This is a genomic window from Gemmiger formicilis (assembly GCF_016900095.1).
Taxonomy (GTDB): domain Bacteria; phylum Bacillota; class Clostridia; order Oscillospirales; family Ruminococcaceae; genus Gemmiger; species Gemmiger formicilis_A.
Genome location: NZ_JACJJP010000036.1, coordinates 1 through 22,006 on the forward strand (window position 1 = coordinate 1; position 22,006 = coordinate 22,006).

The 22,006-nt window shown below is 64.3% G+C and carries 23 protein-coding genes and 1 other RNA gene; 22 read left to right on the forward strand and 2 right to left on the reverse strand.

Annotation, left to right across the window (positions count from 1 at the left end; translation table 11 throughout):
• A partial coding sequence (locus tag H6B15_RS13380) for a hypothetical protein (protein WP_204648509.1) occupies positions 1-332 on the forward strand: 332 nt, incomplete at its 5' end.
• Positions 333-403: 71 nt separating this feature from the next.
• Here the strand turns inward: H6B15_RS13380 and H6B15_RS13385 are convergent.
• Positions 404-1,186 (reverse strand): peptidylprolyl isomerase, encoded by a 783-nt coding sequence (locus H6B15_RS13385; protein WP_204648510.1) that lies wholly within the window; start codon positions 1,184-1,186, stop codon positions 404-406.
• A 160-nt stretch (positions 1,187-1,346) separates the two neighbouring features.
• Here H6B15_RS13385 and H6B15_RS13390 point away from each other — a divergent pair, with 160 nt between their 5' ends.
• The 15 genes from H6B15_RS13390 (at position 1,347) to H6B15_RS13460 (ending at position 14,770) form a co-directional block, all read left to right on the forward strand.
• A complete protein-coding gene (locus H6B15_RS13390; RefSeq protein ID WP_204648511.1) occupies positions 1,347-1,676 on the forward strand; it encodes a DUF1292 domain-containing protein in 330 nt (109 codons plus the stop codon).
• A 4-nt stretch (positions 1,677-1,680) separates the two neighbouring features.
• A non-coding RNA gene (ssrS, locus tag H6B15_RS13395) (6S RNA) lies at positions 1,681-1,887 on the forward strand.
• Between the two features lie 88 nt (positions 1,888-1,975).
• Positions 1,976-2,680 (forward strand): redoxin domain-containing protein, encoded by a 705-nt coding sequence (locus H6B15_RS13400; protein ID WP_204648512.1) that lies wholly within the window; start codon positions 1,976-1,978, stop codon positions 2,678-2,680.
• 125 nt (positions 2,681-2,805) lie between these two features.
• Positions 2,806-3,978, forward strand: coding sequence for a LegC family aminotransferase (locus tag H6B15_RS13405; protein ID WP_204648513.1), 1,173 nt, complete (start codon positions 2,806-2,808; stop codon positions 3,976-3,978).
• 29 nt (positions 3,979-4,007) lie between these two features.
• Positions 4,008-5,057, forward strand: a complete 1,050-nt coding sequence (locus H6B15_RS13410) for a nucleotidyltransferase family protein (RefSeq protein WP_243424427.1) — start codon at positions 4,008-4,010, stop codon at positions 5,055-5,057.
• A gap of 24 nt (positions 5,058-5,081) precedes the next feature.
• Complete coding sequence (gene neuB / locus H6B15_RS13415; protein WP_204648514.1) at positions 5,082-6,077, forward strand: N-acetylneuraminate synthase; 996 nt, start codon at positions 5,082-5,084, stop codon at positions 6,075-6,077.
• Entirely contained in the window at positions 6,058-7,263 is a 1,206-nt protein-coding gene (gene neuC / locus H6B15_RS13420) for a UDP-N-acetylglucosamine 2-epimerase (protein ID WP_204648515.1), read from the forward strand. The genes neuB and neuC overlap by 20 nt, the downstream gene beginning before the upstream one ends.
• A gap of 23 nt (positions 7,264-7,286) precedes the next feature.
• A complete protein-coding gene (locus tag H6B15_RS13425; protein ID WP_204648516.1) occupies positions 7,287-8,270 on the forward strand; it encodes a Gfo/Idh/MocA family protein in 984 nt (327 codons plus the stop codon).
• A 38-nt stretch (positions 8,271-8,308) separates the two neighbouring features.
• Positions 8,309-8,647, forward strand: a complete 339-nt coding sequence (locus tag H6B15_RS13430; protein ID WP_204648517.1) for a DUF2500 domain-containing protein — start codon at positions 8,309-8,311, stop codon at positions 8,645-8,647.
• Positions 8,648-8,658: 11 nt separating this feature from the next.
• Positions 8,659-9,243, forward strand: a complete 585-nt coding sequence (locus tag H6B15_RS13435) for a sugar O-acetyltransferase (RefSeq protein ID WP_204648518.1) — start codon at positions 8,659-8,661, stop codon at positions 9,241-9,243.
• Between the two features lie 16 nt (positions 9,244-9,259).
• A complete protein-coding gene (locus H6B15_RS13440) occupies positions 9,260-10,213 on the forward strand; it encodes a Gfo/Idh/MocA family protein (protein WP_204648519.1) in 954 nt (317 codons plus the stop codon).
• A gap of 1 nt (position 10,214) precedes the next feature.
• Positions 10,215-10,976, forward strand: coding sequence for an acylneuraminate cytidylyltransferase family protein (locus H6B15_RS13445; protein WP_204648520.1), 762 nt, complete (start codon positions 10,215-10,217; stop codon positions 10,974-10,976).
• 31 nt (positions 10,977-11,007) lie between these two features.
• The gene (locus tag H6B15_RS13450) at positions 11,008-13,533 is read left to right on the forward strand and encodes a YfhO family protein (RefSeq protein ID WP_204648521.1); all 2,526 of its coding nucleotides are present in this window, start codon (positions 11,008-11,010) and stop codon (positions 13,531-13,533) included.
• Positions 13,530-14,297 (forward strand): threonine/serine exporter family protein, encoded by a 768-nt coding sequence (locus tag H6B15_RS13455; RefSeq protein ID WP_204648522.1) that lies wholly within the window; start codon positions 13,530-13,532, stop codon positions 14,295-14,297. Before H6B15_RS13450 ends, H6B15_RS13455 begins: the two co-directional genes overlap by 4 nt.
• Positions 14,297-14,770, forward strand: coding sequence for a threonine/serine exporter family protein (locus H6B15_RS13460; protein WP_204648537.1), 474 nt, complete (start codon positions 14,297-14,299; stop codon positions 14,768-14,770). The genes H6B15_RS13455 and H6B15_RS13460 overlap by 1 nt, the downstream gene beginning before the upstream one ends.
• Before the next feature lie 52 nt (positions 14,771-14,822).
• Here the strand turns inward: H6B15_RS13460 and H6B15_RS13465 are convergent, their stop codons facing one another.
• Positions 14,823-15,701 (reverse strand): NAD(P)H-hydrate dehydratase, encoded by an 879-nt coding sequence (locus tag H6B15_RS13465; RefSeq protein WP_204648523.1) that lies wholly within the window; start codon positions 15,699-15,701, stop codon positions 14,823-14,825.
• Between the two features lie 74 nt (positions 15,702-15,775).
• Between H6B15_RS13465 and H6B15_RS13470 the strand changes: the two genes are divergently transcribed.
• The 6 genes from H6B15_RS13470 (at position 15,776) to H6B15_RS13495 (ending at position 21,966) form a co-directional block, all read left to right on the forward strand.
• A complete protein-coding gene (locus H6B15_RS13470; RefSeq protein ID WP_204648524.1) occupies positions 15,776-16,513 on the forward strand; it encodes an NAD-dependent protein deacylase in 738 nt (245 codons plus the stop codon).
• Positions 16,514-16,687: 174 nt separating this feature from the next.
• Positions 16,688-17,530 (forward strand): HAD hydrolase-like protein, encoded by an 843-nt coding sequence (locus tag H6B15_RS13475; protein ID WP_204648525.1) that lies wholly within the window; start codon positions 16,688-16,690, stop codon positions 17,528-17,530.
• Between the two features lie 124 nt (positions 17,531-17,654).
• Positions 17,655-18,308, forward strand: a complete 654-nt coding sequence (locus H6B15_RS13480; protein WP_204648526.1) for a response regulator transcription factor — start codon at positions 17,655-17,657, stop codon at positions 18,306-18,308.
• Between the two features lie 33 nt (positions 18,309-18,341).
• Positions 18,342-19,769, forward strand: a complete 1,428-nt coding sequence (locus H6B15_RS13485) for a sensor histidine kinase (protein WP_204648527.1) — start codon at positions 18,342-18,344, stop codon at positions 19,767-19,769.
• Positions 19,766-20,566, forward strand: coding sequence for a hypothetical protein (locus H6B15_RS13490; RefSeq protein ID WP_204648528.1), 801 nt, complete (start codon positions 19,766-19,768; stop codon positions 20,564-20,566). Before H6B15_RS13485 ends, H6B15_RS13490 begins: the two co-directional genes overlap by 4 nt.
• Complete coding sequence (locus H6B15_RS13495; RefSeq protein WP_204648529.1) at positions 20,563-21,966, forward strand: hypothetical protein; 1,404 nt, start codon at positions 20,563-20,565, stop codon at positions 21,964-21,966. Before H6B15_RS13490 ends, H6B15_RS13495 begins: the two co-directional genes overlap by 4 nt.
• Positions 21,967-22,006: the final 40 nt, after the last annotated feature.

Below are 22,006 nucleotides of genomic sequence, written 5' to 3' on the forward strand. Positions count from 1 at the left end.
CCGACCCCACCCGCCAGACCGGCCCCGCCCTGACCGAGGTGCCGGGGGCGATCTTCTCCTCCCCCATTGTGCGGCAGGAGACCCCCGCCGAGCCGGATGAGGACCCGCCCACGGCCGGACCCCAGATGCCGGTGATGCCCTCTTTCGGGGACGATGAGGACTACGACGAGCCGGAGGAAGAGGAGCCCGAGGAAACCCCGGACCCGACCCCCGAAACCACCGGGGAACCGGCGGCAGCGCAGGACAACTCCCTGACCCCACGCCCCGGTCTGACCCGCCCCAAGGCAGTGCGGGCCCTGCGGGCCCTGCGCCGCCGCACCGGCAGCGTGTGACCTTTTGGCAATACACAAAAGAAAACCAGCGCCCCGCGGCATGCCGCGGGGCGCTGTTGCATATACTGGTGTTATTCGGCGGATTCTTCGGTGGCCGGCTCCGGGCCGGGGTAGGTGGTGATGGTCACCGTGCGGATCACGATGTCCTCCTGCGGGCGGAAGGTGTCGCTGCCGTCCTCGTTCACCCCGGTGGGGGCGCAGGCCATGGCGTCCACCACCTCCATGCCCTGGTACACCTGCCCGAACACCGTGTCGGTGTTGTCCAGGTAGGGCAGGCCCCCGGCGTCGGCGTAGGCGGCAATCTGGCTTTCGGTATAGCCGTTGGCGGCCAGCTCTTCCTGCATGGACTTGTTCACGCTGCCCGGCAGCGCCGTCACAAAATAAAACTGGCTGTTGCCGCCGCTCACGTCCCCGCCCGAAGCGAAGGCCGCGCACAGCGCCCCCGCATAATGGCGCAGGTCGGCGCTGGCTTCCAGAGGATAGGGGTTGTTGCTCCAGATGGTGGATGCCCCCGTCCCGGTGCCGGTGGCATCGCCCCCCTGCACCGCAAAGCCGTACTCGCTGCGCCAGATCACCGTGTCGTTATAATAGCCGGTGCGGGCCAGACCCACAAAATTTTCCACCGCCATGGGGGCGGCGTCCGGGTACAGCACCGCCCGCACTTCCCCCAGGCTGGTATCAAAGATGGCGATCAGGTCCCCGTCCGACGGGGCGGTGAACTGACGCTCCCCGCTTTCCACCGCCGGGCGGTCGGGCAGGGCGTGACCGCCTTCCTGCCCGGAACAGGCGGCCAGCAACAGGGCCAGCAGCGCCGCAAAGCACGCCGCTGCGCACAGTTTTCTCGGTTTGGGCATAGGCAGCCTCCTTGGGCAAACAGTCTTGGCGCATACTAAATTCAGTATACCACAATTTCCCCCGAAAGCATAGCTTGACGCGGAACAAAAAAACAAGTACACTATAAGCGTACACAGAACCAACAGGGCCTATGGCCCGATGTTTTAGGAGAAAACGAATATGGCTGAAGAACTGACCCCTGAAATGCTGGAAGAGGCTTCCCCCGACCTGCTGACGCTGGAGGATGAGGACGGCAAGGAGTGCACCTTTGAAGTCATCGACGTGACCGAGATCGACGGCACCCGCTATATGGCGGTGGTGCCTTATCAAGAAGACCCCGAATCCCTGGAGGAGGATGCCGAGCTGATCCTCATGCGCATCGGCACCGACGAGGACGGGGAATATATGGACATCGTGGACGACGACGAGGAGCTCATCCGCGTGGGCAAGGTGTTTGAAGAACGCCTGAAAGCGATGTTCGATATTGACGATTCCGAGCTGGAAAACTGAGAAACGCACCCTGCGCGGTTCGATTTGTTGCGGCTTTATATGATCCTACTAATCAAATATAGGGAGCCCGGAAAAGTCCTCTGCCGGATCGCAGACCTCCCGCCCCGCTTCGGCGGCCAGCGGAAGAAGGGAGTGTGAACGCAGCGGCAGGGCACCCACCTGCTCATAACAGTAGGTTTTGATTGGTCGCAGACGGCTGTGCGGGGTATATGATGAATGATTCGCCGGGCGGGTTCGCCGCCCGGCGTTTTTTGGAATTATTCCGGAATATTTATGTGTGGGAAAGGGGAGTGTTTGGCTTGGCCGGTCGTGTTGCGGCAGGGGACAAGCTGCCTTTCTTTTTGTACGATACGCCCTACAGCGCCCAGAACCGATTCCGGGATCTGCTGGCCGAAAACGCACCCCTGGTGCTGGTGTTCATGAACAACTTCGGCCACCCGGTCACCCGCACCTTCGCCGAACGCTATGCCGATACCTTCGACGGGTTGCGCAGCGGCGGGTTTGCCATGGTGGTGCGCTCCCGGGCGGACAAGCTGGCCCGCAGCATCGGGCCGGACACCCTGCCCTTTCCACTGCTGTGCGACGCCGACGGCGTGCTGTACGACCTGCTCAAGATCCCCCAGCGCAGCGGCGGCCTGACCGCCTACAGCCTGGAAGCCTGGCAGATTCTGCGCCAGGCCAAACGCAACGGCTACAAGCCCCCCAAGGACAACGTGCTGGACCTGCCCCTGACCCTGATTTTGGACGCGGACGGCACCGTGCTGTTTAGCCATTACGGCGCCAGCCTCACCGATGTGCCCGAGGACTGCGACGCCATGCAGGCCCTGCTGGAAGAACTGGACCTGGTGCCGGAAGACGACGCCGAGCCCGACGAGGATGTGCCCATCTACACCCCTGCCGACGAGGCACCCCGCATCCCCGGCCTGGAGGACGGGCAGGACACTGAAGAGCTGGACAAGACCGGCGTGCTGCGCCTGTTTGACGATACTTTCCGGGACAAATAACCCCCAAAGCCGCTTTCGGCCCCCGTGGCCGGAGGCGGCTTTTTTGGCTTCCGCCTTGCTGTTTGACAGCAAACGGTTTATAATAAAGACTGAATTTTTGTAATATTAGATCGGGGGACGTTTGTATGTCTGCATTTATCCCGTTGTCTGTACCCAATTTTGGAGAAAAAGAGGCCGCCCGCGCGGCCGAAGCCATCACTTCGGGCTGGGTTTCCACCAGCGGCGCCCGGGTGGGTGAATTCGAGCAGGCCCTGGCCGATTATGTGGGCATGCCCCGGGCCGTGGCCTCCAACGCCGGGTCCTCGGCGCTGCATCTGGCCGCCATGGCCGCAGGGATTCAGCCCGGGCAGGAGGTCATTGTGCCCACCCTGACCTTCATTGCCGCCGTCAACCCTCTGACCCGCTATATGGGCGCGGAGCCGGTCTTCATCGGCTGCGACGATTCCTGGTGCATCGACCCCGAAGCGGTGGAGGACTTCTGCGCCAACCACTGCACCCTGAAAGAGGACGGGCTGTACAACAACAGGACCGGCGCCAAGGTGGCGGCCCTGGAAGTGGTGCACGTCTTCGGCAACATGGCCGACATGTCCCGCCTGCTGGAAATTGCCAAAAAGTACCGCCTGACCCTCATTGAGGACGCCACCGAGGCCCTGGGCACCAAGTATGTCTCCGGCCCGCTGGCGGGCAAGTTCGCCGGCACCATGGGCGACGTGGGCTGCTACAGCTTCAACGGCAACAAGATCATCACCACCGGCGCCGGCGGTATGCTGGTGTCCAACCACCCCGACTGGGCGGAACACGCCAAGCATCTGTCCACCCAGGCCAAGAGCGACCTGCTCCAGTTCTTCCACGACGAGGTGGGCTACAACTACCGCATGACCAACGTCCAGGCCTGCCTGGGCCTGGCCCAGCTGGAACGGCTGGAGGATTTCATCGCTACCAAGATCGCCCGCTACAACCAGTACAAGGACGCCCTGGACGGCTACCATGGCCTGCGCATCCTGCCCTTCAAGACCGAGGCGGAGGGGGTACGTTCCAACCACTGGTTCTACAGCCTGTATCTGGGCGGCACCGGCCTGGACCGGGACACCGTCATCGCCACCTTGCAGGACCAGGGCATTCAGACCCGCCCGGTGTGGGCGCTGATCCACGAGCAGGCCGACTATCCCCGCAACGAAGCCTACCACCTGGACAAGGCCCAGGACCTGCGGGCCAACATCGTCAACCTGCCCTGCTCCACCAACCTGAGCGAAGCCGACTGCGCCCGCGTCATCGACGCGGTGAAGGCGCTGGTCTGAAACTGACTGCATAAAAGGGGAGAACCGCCTTGCTCAAAATCGAAGAACTCTTCGTGGACCGCCACGCCACCGTGCTGGAAACCATGAAAAAGCTGGACGAAACAGGCCAGCGCATCCTGTTCATCGCACCGGACGGGGTGTTGCAGGCCGTTGTCACCGACGGGGACATCCGCAAATTCTTTTTGCGGGGCGGCACCCTGGGCGAACCGGTGGAACGGGCGGCCAACTTTTCGCCCAAAAGTCTGCCGGTGTCCGACCGGGGCCGCGCCCGGGAAGAACTGCAGAAATACGGCATCGACGCGTTGCCCATCCTGAACAAGAAAGGGGTCATCACCGACATCGTCTTTGCCGGCGGCGTGGACGTGGACAACCGCAAAAAGGTGGACATCCCGGTGGTCATGATGGCCGGCGGGCTGGGCACCCGGCTGTACCCCTACACCAAAATCCTGCCCAAACCCCTGATCCCGGTGGGGGAACAGCCCATTGCGGAGATGATCATCGACCGGTTCCGGGAATTCGGCTGCCACCGGTTCAAGATGGTGGTCAACTATAAAAAGAACATGATCAAGTCCTATTTCGGTGAGATCGACAAGGATTACGATCTGGAGTTCGTGGACGAGGAACAGTTCATGGGCACCGGCGGCGGGCTCTGCCTGCTCAAGGGCAAGCTGGATTCGCCCTTCTTCTTCACCAACTGCGACACCCTGCTGGACCTGGATTTCGGGGACTTGTACGCCAAGCACAAGGACCGGGGCAACCTGGTCACCATGGTCTGCGCCCTCAAGCATTACACCGTGCCCTACGGCGTGGTGGAGATGAGCGAGGACGGCGGCATTGCCGCCATGCGGGAAAAGCCGGAGCTGAACTTCATGACCAACACCGGGGTCTACGTGGTGGAACCCCGGGTGGTGGAGGAGATGAAGGAAGGGGAAAACATCGGCTTCCCCGACGTGATCGAGCGCTACCGTGCCGCCGGCGAGAAGGTGGGGGTGTACCCCATCAGCGAAAGCGCCTGGATGGACATGGGCCAGATGGAAGAGCTGGAAAAGATGCGCCGCAAACTGGAAACCCAACGCTGACCCCACGCTGAAAGGAGCGTTTTTATGCCCGTTACCATCATTGCCGAAGCCGGCGTGAACCACAACGGCGACCTGGAAATGGCCAAGAAGATGGCCCTGGTGGCCAAGGAGTGCGGCGCCGACATCGTGAAATACCAGACCGCCGTGCCTGAACTGGTGGTGAGCAGGTTTGCCGAAAAGGCCGAGTACCAGAAGCAGACCACCGACGCCGCCGAAAGCCAGCTGGAGATGATCCGCAAGCTGCATTTCTCCTTTGAGGGGCACAAGGAGCTGAAGGAATACTGCGATTCCATCGGCATCCAGTACCTGTCCGCCCCCTTCGACATCCCCAGCGTGCGGTTCCTGGGCACGTTGGGACTGCCCCTGCTCAAGATTCCTTCGGGGGAGATCACCAACCTGCCTTATCTGGAGGAGATGGCCAAGCTCAACACCCCGGTGCTGCTCTCCACCGGCATGAGCACCCTGGGAGAGATCACCGACGCCCTGGGCGTGTTGGACGACAACGGCTGCCCCGAGGTGACCGTGCTGCACTGCAACACCCAGTACCCCACCCCCTACGAGGACGCCAACCTCACCGCCATGATCGAGCTGTTCGACCAGTTCGGCCTGCCGGTGGGCCTGTCCGACCACACCCCGGGGTGGGAATGCGATGTGGCCGCCACCGTGCTGGGGGCCCAGGTCATTGAAAAGCACTTCACCCTGGACAAGAACCTGCCCGGCCCCGACCAGAAAGCCAGCCTGGACCCCGCCGAGTTCAAGGCTATGGTGGACGCCGTGCGCCATGTGGAAGCCGCCCTGGGCGACGGCCACAAGCACCTGACCGCCAGCGAGGCCCCCAACAAGGCGGTGGCCCGCAAGAGCATCGTGGCCGCCCGGGCCATCAAAGCAGGGGAGGTCTTCACCGCCGACAACCTGACCACCAAACGTCCCGGGGACGGGGTGAGCCCCATGCGCTGGTACGAGGTGCTGGGCCAGACCGCCAAGCGGGATTTTGCGGAGGATGAAAAGATTGAACTGTGACAGCGTGGCCCTCATTACCTCCACCCGGGCGGACTACGGTCTTCTGCGCCCGGTGGCCCGCAAGCTGGCCGCCGTGGGGCGGCTGCAGCTGGTGGTGACCGGGGCCCATCTGTGTGAACGCCTGGGCAACACCGTTTCGGAGATCGAGGCCGATGCCCCGGCGGTGGAAATCGCCGCCCGGCTGCCCATTTTCCGGGAAAAGGAGCCCGACGAGCCGGTGGGGCGCACCATCGCCCGCACCATCCAGGCGTTTGACGACTATTTCGCCGCCCACCGCCCCGGCTGCGTGCTGGTGCTGGGGGACCGGTTCGAAATTTTTGCCGCCGCCACCGCCGCCGCGGCCCGGCACATCCCCATCGCCCACATTTCCGGCGGGGATGTGACCCTGGGCGCCGCCGACGAGTATTACCGCCACTGCATCACCAAGATGGCGGCGGTGCATTTCCCTTCCTGCGCCGACAGCGCCGCCCGGCTGGTGCGCATGGGCGAGGACCCCGCCCGGGTCTTCTGCGTGGGCGGGCTGGGAGATGAAAATATCCGCGCTGTGCCCAAAATGAGCCGGGAAGAATTGTGCAATTCCACGGGGCTTGACCTCCGGCAGCCCTTTGCCCTGGTCACCTTCCACCCCGAAACCGCCGCCGGCGCCCCGGACCCCGCCATCCAGGCGGAGGCTTTGTGCGAGGCCATGGCGGAGGTGCAGGGCGTGTTCTGGCTGATCACCGGTTCCAACGCCGACGCCGGGGGCGCCGTCTGCACCGCCCGGATGCAGCGCTTTGCCGCCGACCACCCTCACCGGGCGGGCTTCATCCACAGCCTGGGCCTGCGCCGGTATCTCTCGGCCATGAAATATGCCGCCCTGGTGGCGGGAAACTCCTCCTCCGGGGTGGTGGAAACCCCCAGCTTCGGGGTGCCCGCCGTGAACATCGGCAGCCGCCAGGCGGGGCGCATCCTCTGCCAGAACGTCATCAGCTGCGGCGGGGAGCGCACCGAGATCGAGGACGCCCTGCGCACCGCCCTGAGTCCGGCCTTCCGGGTGGTGGCCGCCGGGGCTGTCAGCCCTTACCACGGGGGCGATACCAGCGGCAAGATCGTAAGGGTGCTGGAACAATTCGACTTCACCCAACCCAAAACATTCTACGACGGCCCGGTGCCGTCGTTTGACCCGCAGGCGGAACCCCGCCTGTGAAATCTCCATCGGGAGGCAGTAGTATGAAACTTCTCATCGTCGGTCTGGGCAGCATGGGCAAGCGCCGCGCCCGCCTGACCCGGGGTCTGCTGGGGGCGGACAAGGTCCGCATCGCCGGTGTGGACAGCGCCGAAGCCCGCCGGGCCGAGGCTCTTTCCCAGGGTCTGTGCCAGGCGGCCTACCCCTCCATCGGGGAAGCCGTGGCGGCCGAACATCCCGACGCCGCCCTGGTCTGCACCTCGCCCCTGAGCCATGCGGCCATCATCTCGGAGCTGCTGGACGCGGGGCTGCCGGTCTTCACCGAGCTGAACCTGGTGGACGACGGCTACACCGAAAACCTGGCCAAGGCCAAGGAAAAGGGGGTGCCCCTCTTCCTCTCCTCCACCATGCTCTACCGCAAGGAGACCCAGTACATCAAACGCCGGGTGGCGGAATTCGGCCGTCCGGTGCATTACATCTACCACATCGGCCAGTATCTGCCCGACTGGCATCCCTGGGAAAACTACAAGAACTTCTTTGTGGGCAACGCCCGCACCGGCGGCGTGCGGGAGATCTTCGGCATCGACCTGCCCTGGCTGCTGGATGCCTTCGGGGATGTGGAACATATGACTGTCCAGACCGACACCATCAGCGACCTGGGCCTGCCGTACCCCGACTGCGCCACCCTGCTGCTGCGCCACAAAGGGGGCGTGCAGGGGGTGCTGGCGGCGGACGTGGTCAGCCCCAAGGCGGTGCGCAGCTTCGAGTGCTTCGGCGACGGGCTGCACCTCTTCTGGGAGGGCAACCCCAAGGCCCTGTACGAGTTCAGGGACGGGGACAAGCAGCCGGTGGACACCTACGGCAGCTTTGAGCACGACAGCCGCTACAGCGACAACATTGTGGAGAACGCCTACGTGGACGAGCTGGCCAACTTCTTCGCGGTGCTGAAAGGGGAGGAAGAACCCCGCTGGACCTTTGAGAAGGACCGGGCGGCCATCCGGCTGATGGACAAGGTGGCGCAGGCCTGAAAGCCGCTCTGCCCCGAAAAAGGAAAGGAAAAATCCCTATGATGCTGTTCAACCTCATGGAAATCTTTGTCCCGGCCATGTTTGTGCTGGTGGTGGGATTGATGGTGGTCATGGTGATCCGCAATGTGGCCGAATGGTCCCGCAACAACGCCTCCCCCCGGCTGAGCAGCCCCGCCACCGTGGTGGGCAAACGGGAACGGCATTACAGCCACCACAACGGCGGAGGCGGCACCACCTACTACGCCACCTTCCAGTTTGAGAGCGGCGACCGCCTGGAACTGCGCCTGCCCGACCGGGACGCCGGGCTGCTGGCCGAAGGGGACCGGGGAATGCTCCACTTCCAGGGCACCCGGTTCCTGGGCTTTGAGCGGCAGTGAGGAAAAATATCATGACCGAACGGGAAAAAATGCTGGCCGGGGAACTGTATGACTGCGGCGACCCCGAACTGCTGGACCGCTGGCACCTGGCCAAGGACCTGGCCGCGGCCTACAACCGCATCCCTTCCGCCGACCTGGCGGAAAAGGACCGCATCCTGGCCGAACTGCTGGGCGGGCGGGGCAAAAATCTCTGGATCACCCCGCCCTTCTATGTGGACTACGGCAACAACATCTTCTTCGGCAACAACTGCGAAGTGAACATGAACTGCACCTTCCTGGACGATAACCGCATCACCATCGGGGACAACGCCCTCATCGCCCCCAACGTGCAGATCTATACCGCTTTTCATCCCACCAACGCGGCCGACCGCTTCGGTGCGCCCAGACCGGACGGGAGCTTTGAATTCTGCAAGACCCGCACCGCCCCCGTCACCATCGGCAACAATGTCTGGATCGGCGGCGGGGCCATTCTGCTGCCCGGGGTGACCATCGGGGACAACGTGGTCATCGGGGCAGGCAGCGTGGTCACCCACGACATCCCCGCAAACTCGGTGGCCGTGGGCAGCCCCTGCCGCGTGGTGCGGCCCAATCTGTAAATAAGGAGTGAGGAACATGGGCACTGTCACCGCCCTGTTCATCGGCCTGGGGTCCATCGGGACCCGCCATCTGAAAAACCTGCATACCATCTGCCAGAAGCAGGGCCTGACCCTGGTGGCCCACGCCCTGCGCAGCGACCCCCACCGGCCTTTGCGCCCCGGTGTGGCGGAGCTGCTGGCGGCCCAGTTCACCGCCCTGGAGGACCCCGCCGCCCTGCCCCGGTATGACATGGCTTTCATCACCAACCCCACCAGCCTGCACGCCGCCGCCCTGGAACTGGTCCGCGGGCGGGCGGGGGCTTTGTTCATTGAAAAGCCCATCTTCTCCGCCGAGGAGACCGGCCGGAATCTGGCCGAGCTGCTCCCGGCGGGGCAGAAAGCCTATGTGGCCGCGCCCATGCGGTGGTGCGGGGCCATGCTGGCGCTGAAAAAGCATCTGCCCGAGCTGCATCCCTACTGCGCCCGGGTGATCTGCTCTTCCTATCTGCCCGACTGGCGTCCCGGGGTGGACTACCGCACCGTGTACAGCGCCCACAAGGCCATGGGCGGCGGGGTGACCATCGACCTGATCCACGAGTGGGACTACCTGGTGGAGCTCTTCGGCAAGCCGGAAGCTCTTTACAACCTGCGGGGCCAATATTCCGAACTGGAAATTGACTCCGACGATGTATCGCTGTATATCGCCAGATATCCCCACCTGCTGGCCGAGGTGCATCTGGATTACTTCGGCCGGGGCTACCGCCGCAGCATCGAATTGTTCTGTCCCAGCGGGTCTGCGGTGGCGGATTTCGGCGCCGGCACCCTGACCTTGCCCGACGGCACCGTGGAGGACTGCCGGGAGGATGTGAACCAGCGGTATATCCGGGAGATGGAATACTTTTTGCACTACGCGTTGGCAGGGGAGGGCGACAGCCTGAACACCCCCGCCACCGCCCTGGACGTGCTCAAACTGACTTTGGGGGAACTGTAATATGGAACGTCTGCTCATCACCGTCTGCGGCCGCGCCGGCAGCAAAGGCTTCAAGAACAAGAACCTGAAAACTTTCTGCGGCCATCCGCTGGTGTATTATTCACTCAGCGCCGCGGAGCTTTTTGCCAAGAATCATCCCGAACTGCACATCGACTTCGCTTTGAACACCGACAGCCCGGAACTGGCCGAGCTGGTCAAGGCGCAGTACCCGGAAGTGGTCTTTCTGCCCCGGGGCGAGGAGCTGGGCGGGGACAAGGTGCCCAAGATGGCCGTCTACCAGGACAGCCTGCGCCGGATGGAGGAACAGACCGGCGACCACTACGACTACCTCATGGACCTGGACATCACCAGCCCCCTGCGCACCGCCGCCGACATCGAGAACGCCTTTGCCAAAAAGCAGGGCCGCGCCGACCTGGACCTGGTGTTCAGCGTCTGCGAAGCCCGGCGCAACCCCTGGTTCAACATGGTCAAGACGGTGGGCGACCATGTGGAACAGGTGAACAAGAGCGAATTCACCGGCCGCCAGCAGGCCCCGGAAGTCTTTGACGTGAACGCTTCCATCTATGTGTTCAAGCGGGATTTCCTGGCCGAAAACACCGACGGCATGCTCTGGCGGGGCAAGATCGGGGTCAGCGTCATGATGGACACCGGCATCATCGACATCGACTCGGAACACGACTACCGCCTGATGGAGGCTATCGCCGCCCATCTGTACGAAAACTACCCCGACTTCGACGCCGTGCGCCGTAACATCCGCGGCTGAAGCATTCTGCCCCAACCGTAAAGGAGTTTCCATGCAAACCAATCTTCGCCGCCGCCAGCGTCAGAACGTGGGGGCAGCCTTCGGGCTGTCCCTGCTGCTGGTGCTGGGGGCGTATTTCCTGCTGGGCTTCGCCCCCTTCGGGGACGATACCATCCTCACCGGCGACCTCAACGGCCTGTACGTCAACTACATCACCGATATGTGGCGCCGGGTGCGCCAGGGCGGCTTCTTTTACAGCTTTTCCAAGCTGTGCGGCGGCAGCACCCTGGGGCTGTTCGCCTACTACATGAGCAGCCCCTTCAACCTGGCCTACTTGATCTTCCCTGTGCGGGCCATCCCCTATGTGGCCCAGGGCGTCTTTGCGGTGCGCACCGCCTGCACCGGCGCCGCCTGCTGCTTCTTTTTGCAGCGGCACTACAAAAGCGCCTCCCGCCTGCTGCCGGTGCTCAGCCTGGGCTACAGCCTGTGCGCCTTCTGCGTGGTGTACAACCAGAATATCATCTGGATGGACGTGGTGATGCTGGCGCCGCTGGTGCTGTGGGCCATGGACGAACTGGTGGACAAGGGCCGCCACTGGCCCCTGACCTGGCTGGTGCTGGTCTGCATCCTGTTCAACTTCTACACCGCCTGGGAAGTGTGCCTGTTCACCATCCTTTACTTTGCCTACCGCTGGTGGGGCACCGACCACCCCGCCGTGGCACTGAAACGCCGGTTCGGCCTCTTTGCCGCCTCCGGCGCGTTGGGGGCGGGGCTGGGCCTGGTGCTGCTGCTTCCCGCTTTGCTGGAGGTGGAGGAAAGCAAGGGCGGTCTCTTCGCCATGGACTTCTCCCTGACCCCCAACTTCCCGCTGTGGCAGCTGCCTTACCGGCTCTTCTTCGGGGATTTCTTCTGGGATGATGTCACCGGCACCCTGCCCAACCTCTACTGCGGCGTCTTCTGCGTGGTGCTGGTGCTCCTCTTCTTCGCAGGCCGCGCCCCCCGCCGCCAGAAACTGGCCGCCGGCGGCGTGCTGGCCGTTATGGCCCTGAGCTTCTGGCTCTACGGCATCGACCTGGTGTGGCACGGCTTCAAGCAGCCGGTGTGGTTCCCCTGCCGGTACAGCTTCCTGGTCAGCCTGTTTCTGATCCTGCTGGCCGCCAGGGCTCTGCTGGACGGGGGGCCCCGCCGCCTGGCCCTGGCCCTGGCCGGAGCTTTGGGCGTTCTATGGTGCGTGGGGTACTGTTTTGTCTCCGGCGAGACCTTCTCGGTCTTCAAGGTGGGGGCCACTGCCCTGGTCTTCGCCGCCACCCTGGTCTGTGTGGTCCTGCGCCATTCTCCCCGCCGTCTGCTGGCCCTGGCGGGGGCGGCGGGCTTTGCGGTCCTCTGCGTGGGGGATATGGGGGCCAACACGGTGCTGGCCCTGCGTAAGTTCGAGAGCTACACCGTCAGCGGCTTTGAGGAATTCTACGACCAGAACACCCAGGCGGTGAACGCCATCCGCGCCCTGGACGGCGGGTACTACCGCATCGAGAAGAACTTTATGCGTACCCTCAACGACCCTATGCTGCTGGGGTACTGGGGCATCAGCCACTATTCCTCCACCAAGGCCAGCTCCGCCAAGGAACTGCTGGAATGTCTGGGGTATGTGAACTACTCCACCTACGGCTGGGGGTCCACCGGGGTGGCGGACAGCCTGCTGGGCATCCGCTACCTGTACAGCGACGGCTCCCGCCCGGTGCCGGGACAGTATACCCCTCTGGACACCGGCACCGAACTTTCGGTGTGGGAGAACCCCTACGCCCTGCCCATGGCCTATGTGGGCTCCTCCGACGCGCTGAAGGTCTCCATCGAAAACAGTGAAAACACCTTCACCCTGCAGAATGCCATGCTCTCCGCCCTGGTGCCCGGCACCCCGGACGCCCTGCTGGCGGCCAAGCTGCAGTTTGAGCAGCCGGAGCAGGGCATCCTGCTCACCTTCACCGCCCCCTGCGACGGGCCCTGCTACCTGGCCATCCCCGGCCTGACCGACATGACCCCGTCGGATGTGGCGGTGAACGGCACCTTGCTGGGCGAGTACTTCACCGGGGATTCCCTGGGCGGGGTGTTCCCCCTGGGCACCTTCACCAAAGGGGAGACGGTGGAGCTGCGCCTGGGGTTTGCGGACAGTGAGGAGGCCCGGGCGGCCATCCAGGTGTACAGCCTGGACGAGAGCGTGCTGGCCTCTGCCGCCGCCACCCTGCAGGCCACCGAACCGGAAAAAATGACCATCCGGGAGGGCGGGCACATTGACCTGGTGGCCACCGGCACCGCCGACGCCGACCTGCTGGTGCTGCCCTTTGCCTGGGAGGATTCCGCCCACTGGAAGCTCACCGTCAACGGGGAAAAGGCTGAGACCGAATGTGTCTTCGGCGGCTTCATCGGGGTGCGGCTTTCCGAAGGGGAAAACCATGTGGAACTGAACTACGCCCATCCCGGTGCGGGGGCGGGCCTGGCGGGCACGGTGCTCTGCGCGGTGCTGGCGGGCATCTGGTTTGCCCGGGAAAAACGCCGCCGTGCGGCAGGAGGAGAGAATCCATGACCGATCGCGCCATTGAACTGGTGGTGGAGGCCGGCAAAGCCATGCTGGAAAACGGGGGCGAGGTCTTCCGCGCCCAGGACACCATGGAGATCATGGCCCACAGCCTGGGGGTGCGGGACTTCCACGTCTATGTGCTCACCAACGGCATCTTTGCTTCGGCGGAAGGGGAGGACGGTACCATCAGCGCCGTGCGCCACGTGCCCCGGGTGAGCATCCATCTGGGCCGGGTGGAGGCGGTGAACGCCATCTCCCGGGAACTGGCCGAGGGAAAACTGGACCTGGACGGCGCCGAGAAAGCCCTGCGCGACGCCTGCGCCATCCCGGCCTACGGGTTCAAGGTATCCCTGCTGGCCGGTGCGGTGGGCAGCGGCTGCTTTGCTTTTCTGTTCGGCGGTGCCGGGCCGGAGATCGTCACCGCCTTCTGCGCCGGCATTGTGGAAATGCTCATCATGCAGTGGTTCCACAAGGGCGGTGTGAGTAAGGTTTTCACCGACATCGCCGCCGCCGCGGCCTGCACCGCCCTGGCCCTGGCGGTCCGCGGGGTGTGGGGCGCGGGATACAACCCCAGCGGCGCCATCATCGGCGCCCTGATGGTACTCACCCCCGGCGTGGCCCTGACCATGGGCATCCGGGACATCATCAACGCCGACTACCTGTCCGGCACCATCCGCCTGTTCGACGCCCTGCTCTGCGCCGGGTGCCTGGCCTGCGGCGTGGCGCTGACCTACATGGCCGCCGTGGGATTCTGGAGGATACCGCTGTGATGAATCTGCCCTTCTTCGGCAGCTGCGTGCTGCAATTCTGCGTGGCCGTGGTGGCCACCGTCTGTTTCAGCCTGGCCTTCCAGGTGCCCCGCCGCCACTTTGTGGCCTGCGGCATCGCCGGGGCGGTGGGCTGGGTGGTGTACATCATCTGCACCGCCGCCGGGCTGTCTATGCCCGCTGCCACCCTGGTGGCCGTCTTCCCCCTGGCGGGTCTGTCCCGGTTTTTTGCCATCACCCACCGGGCTCCCGTCACCCTCTTCCTGCTGTGCGCCATCTTCCCCCTGGTGCCTGGCGCCGGTATCTATTACACCGCCTACTACCTGCTCAACAACGAACAGGTCTTGTTTGCCAGCAAAGGTGTGGAGACGCTGAAAACCGCCGTGGCCCTGGCCATGGGCATCGCCATCGTCTGCAGCATCCCCCTGCCCCGCAAGATCTCCCGCAAACAGTACCGCGGCCCCAAAATGAACTGAAAAAACAGCGGTGTGCGTTCTTTTGCACACCGCTGTTGAAAATTTGCCGCGCTTACAGCCCGGCGGACCCCAGAATCCGCCCCAGGTCAAAGAGAATGTCGTGGGGCAGCATGGTCATCTGGCTGGTGCGGGCGGCACAGGCATCCGCCGCTGCCCCGTGCAGCCAAACGGCGCACAGCGCGGCCTCAAAGGCGGGCAACCCCTGGGCCAGCAAAGCCGCCAGCATGCCCGCCAGCACATCCCCGCTGCCGCCCCGGGCCAGCCCCGGGTTGCCGGTGGTGTTTTTCACCATCTGGCCGTCCGGGGAGGCTACCAGGGTGCCGGTGCCCTTGAGCACCGCCACGCACCCGAACCGCCGGGCGCACCGCAGCGCCGCCTTGGGCCGGTCGGCCTGCACCGCCTCCACCGTGGTGCCCAGCAGCCGGGCCATCTCCCCGGGATGAGGGGTGAGCACCGTGTCCTTGGGCAGAAAGGGGGTATCCCCCAGCTCCCCGGCGGCCATGGCGTTCAGGGCGTCGGCGTCCAGCACCGCCCCCTGCCAGGGGGCCCCGATGCCGCACAGGGCGTTGAGCGCCCGGCCGGCGCTGTCCCCCAACCCGGGCCCTGCCAGCAGGACCGCCCGGCTGTGGGCAAACCGCTGGCGCACCTGGGCGGCGTCCGCTGCCATCACCCCACCGTCCCCGTCGGTGCGGCAGGGCAGGGCACAGCATTCAGGCGTGCGGGACAGCACCAGCTGGATCACCGGTTCCACGCTGGCCAGATACACCAGCCCCGCCCCGGTGCGCAGGGCGCTCTCACAGCACAGGGCCGCGGCGCCCCGATAAGCCAGGCTGCCCGCCACCGCCACCACCCGGCCGTAGCTGCCCTTGTTGGTGTCCGCCGCCCGACGGGGCAGGCGGCGCAATACATCTTCCCGGTTGATCTCATGCATGACAAAGCCCCCTTTTTTGTCCGGCTTTTGTGTTTTTTCCATTATACCTCCAAAAAAGCGAAAGGAGCAAGACAATGGTACCTGAACTGGAACATCTTATCCAAAAAAGCAGCAACCTGGTGTTTTTCGGCGGGGCCGGTGTGTCCACCGAAAGCGGCATCCCGGACTTCCGCAGCGTGGACGGCCTGTACCACCAGACCTTCCGCTACCCGCCGGAATATATGCTGTCCCACACCTTCTTTGTGGAGCATACCGCGGAATTCTTTGATTTCTACCGCAAAAAGCTCATCGTCCACGGCGCCAAACCCAACGCCGCCCACCTGCGCCTGGCTGCCCTGGAGCGGGAAGGCAAGTGCAAGGCGGTGGTGACCCAGAACATCGACGGCCTGCACCAGGCTGCCGGCAGCAAGACGGTGTACGAGCTTCACGGCTCCACCCTGCGCAACTTCTGCACCCGGTGCGGCAAGTTCTACGGCGTGGACTTCATCGAGGAGGCGGCAGGCCAGGGGGACGGGGTGCCCCGCTGCACCGAGTGCGGCGCCGTGGTCAAGCCGGACGTGGTGCTGTATGAGGAAGGCCTGGACGACGCCACCGTGACGGGGGCGGTGCGGGCCATCTCCCAGGCGGATCTGCTCATTGTGGGCGGCACCAGCCTGGCGGTGTACCCGGCGGCGGGGCTGCTGCGGTATTTCCGGGGGGATGCCCTGGTGGTCATCAACAAGCAGCCCACCCCGGCGGACCAGTCCGCCACCCTGGTGCTGCATATGCCCATCGGCCAGGCGCTGGGAATGGATGTGCCGAAAGAAGAATAAAATACAGGGCCGTGAATTGCACAAAGAGACGAGAAAAACTTGGTGAATGTGTGCAAATTTTTGGCATTTTTTTACAAAAAGACTATTGGCTTTTTGGCTTGGTTCTGCTATGATAGAAACACAAGCATTTTGGTATGGAAAGTATACGCGGAACAGCAGGGGGGGCTGGAAGGTATGGCAAGTGCGCTGACGGATTTTGTGAAAAAACGGGAATTTCTGGTCTGCATGGATTCAGACGGCTGTGTGATGGACACCGTGCGCATCAAGCACTGCACCGTCTTCTGCCCGGAGCTGATCCGTGTGTTTTCGCTGGATGAGTACGCCGACATCATCACTTCCGCCTGGAAGGAGATCAACATCACCGGCATCACCCGGGGCATTCCCCGGTTCGAAAGCGTGGTGCAGATCTTTGACCGGCTGAAAAACCGGGGCATCGAGGTGCCCGGGTCGGAGGATATCGCCGCCTGGGTGCGCACCGCCTCGGAGCTGAGCACCGCCAGCCTGCAGCAGGAGATGCTGCGCACCGGCAGTCTGGCCCTGCGCAAACTGCAGGAATGGAACAACGCCTGCAACCGCCGCATCCAGGCCCTGGAACCTACCTTTGAGCCCTTCCCCGGGGTGGAAACCAGCCTGCGCCAACTCCACGCCGTGGCCGATGTGGCGGTGGTGTCGGCGGCCAACGAGTCCGCCATCGAGAGCGAATGGACCCGGTACGGGCTGTCCCGCCACGCCGATGTGATCTTCGGCCAGGAGGTGGGCAGCAAGGCCAACTCCATCGCCGTCATGCTGGCCTGCGGGTACGAGAGCCGCAAGGTCATGATGGTGGGCGACGCCATGGGCGATGCCCAGGCCGCCGCGGCCAACGGGGTGGCCTTTGTGCCCATTCTGCCCGGGCGGGAAGCCGAAAGCTGGCGCCGTCTGCAGGAGGAGGCGTTGCCCAAACTGCTCCACGGCACCTTCAACCCCACCTACCAGAACGAATTGCTGGCGGCGCTGCGCAGCGCTCTGCACGGCTGATCAGAACCGGTTTCAGGCAAGGTCCCCGGGCAGGGGGCCTTGCCTTTTTTCGTCCCTTTCGAGGATTTTTGGATACAATTCGGGTACAATCGGTCCATATGATTACCCATAAGGAGGCTTTTGGATGAATCGGATCCTGATTGTGGAAGATGAACAGACCATTTCGCGGCTGATCCAGGTCAGCCTGACCCGGGCCGGGTACGAGTGTACCGTGGCCAACGACGGCGTCAGCGCCGCCGACCTGATCGAGGCCAACGACTTTGACCTGGCCCTTCTGGACATTATGCTGCCCGGCCTGGACGGGTATGATCTGCTGGAATACCTGCGGCCCATGGGCACGCCGGTCATTTTTATCACCGCCAAATCCAGCGTGAAGGACCGGGTGAAGGGCCTGAGCCTGGGGGCGGACGATTACCTGGTCAAACCCTTTGAGGTGGAGGAGCTCATTGCCCGGGTGGAGGCGGTGCTGCGCCGCACCGGCCGGGGCGGCCAGACCCTGACCGCCTTTGATGTGACCCTGGACCTGGCTGAACGCCGGGTGACCTGCGGCGGCAGGGATGTGGACCTGACCCCCCGGGAATTCGCCCTGCTGGAACAGCTCATGCGCAACCGGGGGGCGGCGCTCTACCGGGATGTGCTGTACGAGCGGGTGTGGGGCGGCGAGATGACCGACACCCGCACCCTGGACCTGCACATCCAGCGGCTGCGCAAAAAACTGAACTGGCACGATAAGATCGAGACGGTCTATCGTGTGGGATATCGTCTGAAAAAGGAGTAAGGTGCCCACCCCGGCACCGGAAGGGAACCGCTTATGCGATTTTCGGAAAAACTGGTCTGTACCATCCTGCTGGTGGTGGTGACCTTTTTTGCCCTGGGGGGCAGCGCCCTGCTGTACGGCGATTTCCGGGACCGCCTGTCTTCCATGGCGGCCCAGGAGCAGACCCGGCACAGCATGCTCTGCTATACCCTGGAAAACCGGATTCTGACCCTGCACCGCCAGGGCGACCCGGTCACCGAGGAGGACCTGCAGGGGTATGTGAACGAGCTGGTGACCCCCGACGGCAACGGCCCCGCCCAGCTGGCGGCCCTCTTCCACACGGCGGGGGACGCCGCCGGGGAGGCGGTGTATTCCTGCCTGCCCGCAGACTGGGCCGCCGACATGCTGCCCGGCAACGGCCAGGAAACCATCCTGCGCAGCGGCGACACGCTGTGGCGGGTGTATTGCAGCGCCCTGCTGGACGACTGGACCCTGTACACCGCCTACGACCTGACCGAGGCGTTCTCCGCCCGGGCCCGCAGCCTGCAGCGGTTCCTTCTGCTGGAAGCCGCGGTGGTCATCGGGGCAGCGGCCGCGGCGGCCATCTTCAGCCGCAAACTCATCCGCCCCCTGGCCCTGCTCAACCGGGCCAGCCGGCAGATCGCCGCGGGCAACTATGCCCTGCGCACCGACGTGCGCACCGACGACGAGATCGGCCAGCTCAGCGAAAGCTTTGACAGCATGGCCGCCGCCGTGCAGGACAAGGTGGCGGCGCTGGAACTTTCGGTGCAGCAGCGGGAAGATTTTATGGGGGCCTTCACCCATGAGCTGAAAACCCCCATGACCGGCATCCTGGGCTACGCCGACCTGCTGCGCAGCATGCAGCCCGACCCCCAGGAACAGCGGGAGGCGGCGGGGGCTATCTACCACGAAGCCCATCGCCTGGAAAACCTCAGCGTCAAGCTGCTGCAGCTGCTCCATCTGGACGAGGAGGAGCTGCAGCTGGAACCCATCTCCCTGGACCGGGCGGTGACCCAGGCCGTCAAGGCCGCCCGCCCCGCCCTGGACCAGAACGAGCATGCCCGGGTGGAAGCGCTCTCCACAGGGCTGTGGGTGCAGGGGGACGCCGACCTGCTCTGCGACCTGGTGCTGAACCTGATCACCAACGCCGCCAAGGCCGGCCCCGGCAAGACCATCACCGTCACTGCCCAGCAGGTGGGCCGGACGGTGCTGCTCCGGGTGCGGGACCAGGGATGCGGCATTCCTGCCGACCAGCTGGCCCGGGTCACCGAACCCTTTTACATGGTGGACAAATCCCGCGCCCGCAAGCAGGGGGGCAGCGGGCTGGGTCTGGCCCTGTGCACCCGCATTGCCCAGGCACACGGGGGAACTTTGACCATTGAGAGCGAGCCCGGCAAGGGCACGGCGGTCACCGTCACCCTGCAGGCCGCCCCGCAGCCGGAACAGGGAGGTGCCCGATGAAACCAAAAGCCAAACGGGGGCTGCTGCTGGCCGTCTGCGCCGCAGCCATCGTGCCCCTGGCGGCCATCCCCCTGGGATGGTTCGCCCTCACCGACGCCGCCATGGTGGGCCAGACCCGCGGCCAGCAGACCCCCTATACCTCCCTGGTGCCCACCGGGGACGACTACTATCTGCTGCGCCAGCTGAACACCCGGGTGGAGCTGGCCCGGCGGAGCTGTACCGGCCCCATGTATTCCACGGGGGACGGGGTGGAGGGAATGTACCTGTCCGGCGCCACCTACTCCGGCGGCATGACCTACGCCGCCGATGATATGCAGCAGTACCGGGATGAGGTGCTCCAGACCCTGGTGGAAGGGGGCGTGTTGCCCCAGGCCTGGTGGGACCAGGTCAAGGAAGAGATCGACTACTGGGCGGCCCCCACCTATTACAGCACCGATTCCCTGGGCTTTCTGCGGCTGAAAACCTATGTGGGGGAAAATTCCCAGGTCTGCCTGCTGAACATGGAGGTGGACAGCCGCACCGGCAAGGTGGTGGCGCTGTGGATCAGTGCCCTGCAGGGGCATGAGATCGACCCTGCCGCCGCCCTGCCCGCCTGGGTGGAACTGAACGAGCTGGACGGGCTGGGGGACTGGACCGTACCGACGGGCACCGACTATGAACAGAGCGGCCTGTACAGTCACAACGGCCAGGCCCTGATGACCTGTGCCACCGGGTTGGATACTTACAGCAGCAGCAGCGAGACCCGGCAGTTCCTCAGCCTGCAGCTGGGCCCCTACACACAGGAGGTGGACGGATGAAGTACCTGCGCATTCTTTGGCCGGCGCTGGTGCTGGCTCTGCTCACCGCTTGCGGCGGCGGGGCATCACCAGCCACCACCACCGAGACCGCCGCCACTGCTGAAACCGCCGCCACCTGGACGGTGGGGGAGATGGAGCCGCTGTACAGCGCCAACAGCCGGGGCTATTGCCGGACGACCTACCGGGAGTGGGGGGACGGCAATACGACGTATGCCTATAACCTGATCACCCGGGTGCCCTTCGATACCCTGGAAGAGGAGGTCCTCTGCCATCTGCCGGGGTGTGAGCACGACACCCCCGATTGTCTGGCTTATATCAACATCCAGAGTTCCGATGTCATCCTGGCCCAGGAGGACGGGTCGGTGCTCATCTACCACCCGGCGTTATCGGAGCAGAGCAGGCAGGACATGCTGCAAAACTACCAGGAAATTCTCAATGACCCGGCGCGGCTGGAGGGGTCGTATCCCGGGGAGGCAGGCAAAACCTACGTGCAGGATTGCATCGACATGCTGCAGCAGCCCAGCTACGTGGACCGCATCAGCGCCGACGGCCTGACCCGGGAACGGCTGGTCTCCCTGCCGGAGGGGATGCACCCCGGGCTGGTCTGCCGGGATGAAAACGCCCTGTACGGGATCGTGAATGATGGACCCTTTGAAGTGTCCGCCAGCGTCTACGGGGTGCGCATCGGTCTGGACGGGCAGGTGGAACCCTTTTCCATCCCCGACCCGGACTACACCACCCTGTTGAGCGGCTGGAACGGACAGCTGGTGCTGCGCCATACCCGCAGCCCGGTGGACATGAACACCATGTACCTGTACGGCAACTACGACGGCTATTACGCCCTGCAACGGCAGGCTACCCAGGATTGCTGGCTGTATGACCCCGCCACCGGGGCGGTGGACAAGATCCGCCTGCCCGACCAGAATGTGTCGCTGTGGCAGGTGGTGGGGGATCAGCTGGTATACAGCCGCAACGAATTGAATCGGGCCGCCCTGTGCGTCTACGACCTGGTGACGGGGGAAACCCGCACCCTGTACGAGGGAAACGGCATGGGAGTAGACGCCACGCTGGTGCAGAATCTGGGCGGGACACCCCATTTTGTAATCAGCTATCTGAACGGCAGCACCGCCATGGTGGAACTGTCCACCGGGTTGACCTGGTCCCTGGCCGAGCTGGGGGAACTGTCCGAGGAGATCCCCGCCGGATTCTATGTGAACCGCCCCGTGTGCGAAACCGCCGACGGCAACCTTGTGCTGGAACTGTACAGCAACAACTACCGGAATCCTATCTACCTTATGGTGCCCAGCCCCGTCACGCCGGAGGAGGAAACGGCGGATGTGTCCGCCGCCTTGCAGGCAGTGCAGGCGTATGAGGAAGCCGCGGAGGAAGCGGCGCCTTGACGGGGACTGTACCCTTTGGGACATTCTGTCGGAGGTGCCG

Bases quoted from the DNA above. Each gene is read 5' to 3' on its own strand.
- H6B15_RS13435 (WP_204648518.1), top strand. From the start codon at position 8,659: ATGACCGAACGGGAAAAAATGCTGGCCGGGGAACTGTATGACTGCGGC.
- H6B15_RS13490 (WP_204648528.1), top strand. From the start codon at position 19,766: ATGAAACCAAAAGCCAAACGGGGGCTGCTGCTGGCCGTCTGCGCCGCA.
- H6B15_RS13480 (WP_204648526.1), top strand. From the start codon at position 17,655: ATGAATCGGATCCTGATTGTGGAAGATGAACAGACCATTTCGCGGCTG.
- neuC (WP_204648515.1), top strand. From the start codon at position 6,058: ATGAAAAGATTGAACTGTGACAGCGTGGCCCTCATTACCTCCACCCGG.
- neuB (WP_204648514.1), top strand. From the start codon at position 5,082: ATGCCCGTTACCATCATTGCCGAAGCCGGCGTGAACCACAACGGCGAC.
- H6B15_RS13390 (WP_204648511.1), top strand. From the start codon at position 1,347: ATGGCTGAAGAACTGACCCCTGAAATGCTGGAAGAGGCTTCCCCCGAC.
- H6B15_RS13445 (WP_204648520.1), top strand. From the start codon at position 10,215: ATGGAACGTCTGCTCATCACCGTCTGCGGCCGCGCCGGCAGCAAAGGC.
- H6B15_RS13425 (WP_204648516.1), top strand. From the start codon at position 7,287: ATGAAACTTCTCATCGTCGGTCTGGGCAGCATGGGCAAGCGCCGCGCC.
- H6B15_RS13470 (WP_204648524.1), top strand. From the start codon at position 15,776: ATGGTACCTGAACTGGAACATCTTATCCAAAAAAGCAGCAACCTGGTG.
- H6B15_RS13385 (WP_204648510.1), bottom strand. From the start codon at position 1,186: ATGCCCAAACCGAGAAAACTGTGCGCAGCGGCGTGCTTTGCGGCGCTG.
- H6B15_RS13465 (WP_204648523.1), bottom strand. From the start codon at position 15,701: ATGCATGAGATCAACCGGGAAGATGTATTGCGCCGCCTGCCCCGTCGG.
- H6B15_RS13430 (WP_204648517.1), top strand. From the start codon at position 8,309: ATGATGCTGTTCAACCTCATGGAAATCTTTGTCCCGGCCATGTTTGTG.
- H6B15_RS13495 (WP_204648529.1), top strand. From the start codon at position 20,563: ATGAAGTACCTGCGCATTCTTTGGCCGGCGCTGGTGCTGGCTCTGCTC.
- H6B15_RS13455 (WP_204648522.1), top strand. From the start codon at position 13,530: ATGACCGATCGCGCCATTGAACTGGTGGTGGAGGCCGGCAAAGCCATG.
- H6B15_RS13460 (WP_204648537.1), top strand. From the start codon at position 14,297: ATGAATCTGCCCTTCTTCGGCAGCTGCGTGCTGCAATTCTGCGTGGCC.
- H6B15_RS13405 (WP_204648513.1), top strand. From the start codon at position 2,806: ATGTCTGCATTTATCCCGTTGTCTGTACCCAATTTTGGAGAAAAAGAG.
- H6B15_RS13440 (WP_204648519.1), top strand. From the start codon at position 9,260: ATGGGCACTGTCACCGCCCTGTTCATCGGCCTGGGGTCCATCGGGACC.
- H6B15_RS13475 (WP_204648525.1), top strand. From the start codon at position 16,688: ATGGCAAGTGCGCTGACGGATTTTGTGAAAAAACGGGAATTTCTGGTC.
- H6B15_RS13485 (WP_204648527.1), top strand. From the start codon at position 18,342: ATGCGATTTTCGGAAAAACTGGTCTGTACCATCCTGCTGGTGGTGGTG.
- H6B15_RS13450 (WP_204648521.1), top strand. From the start codon at position 11,008: ATGCAAACCAATCTTCGCCGCCGCCAGCGTCAGAACGTGGGGGCAGCC.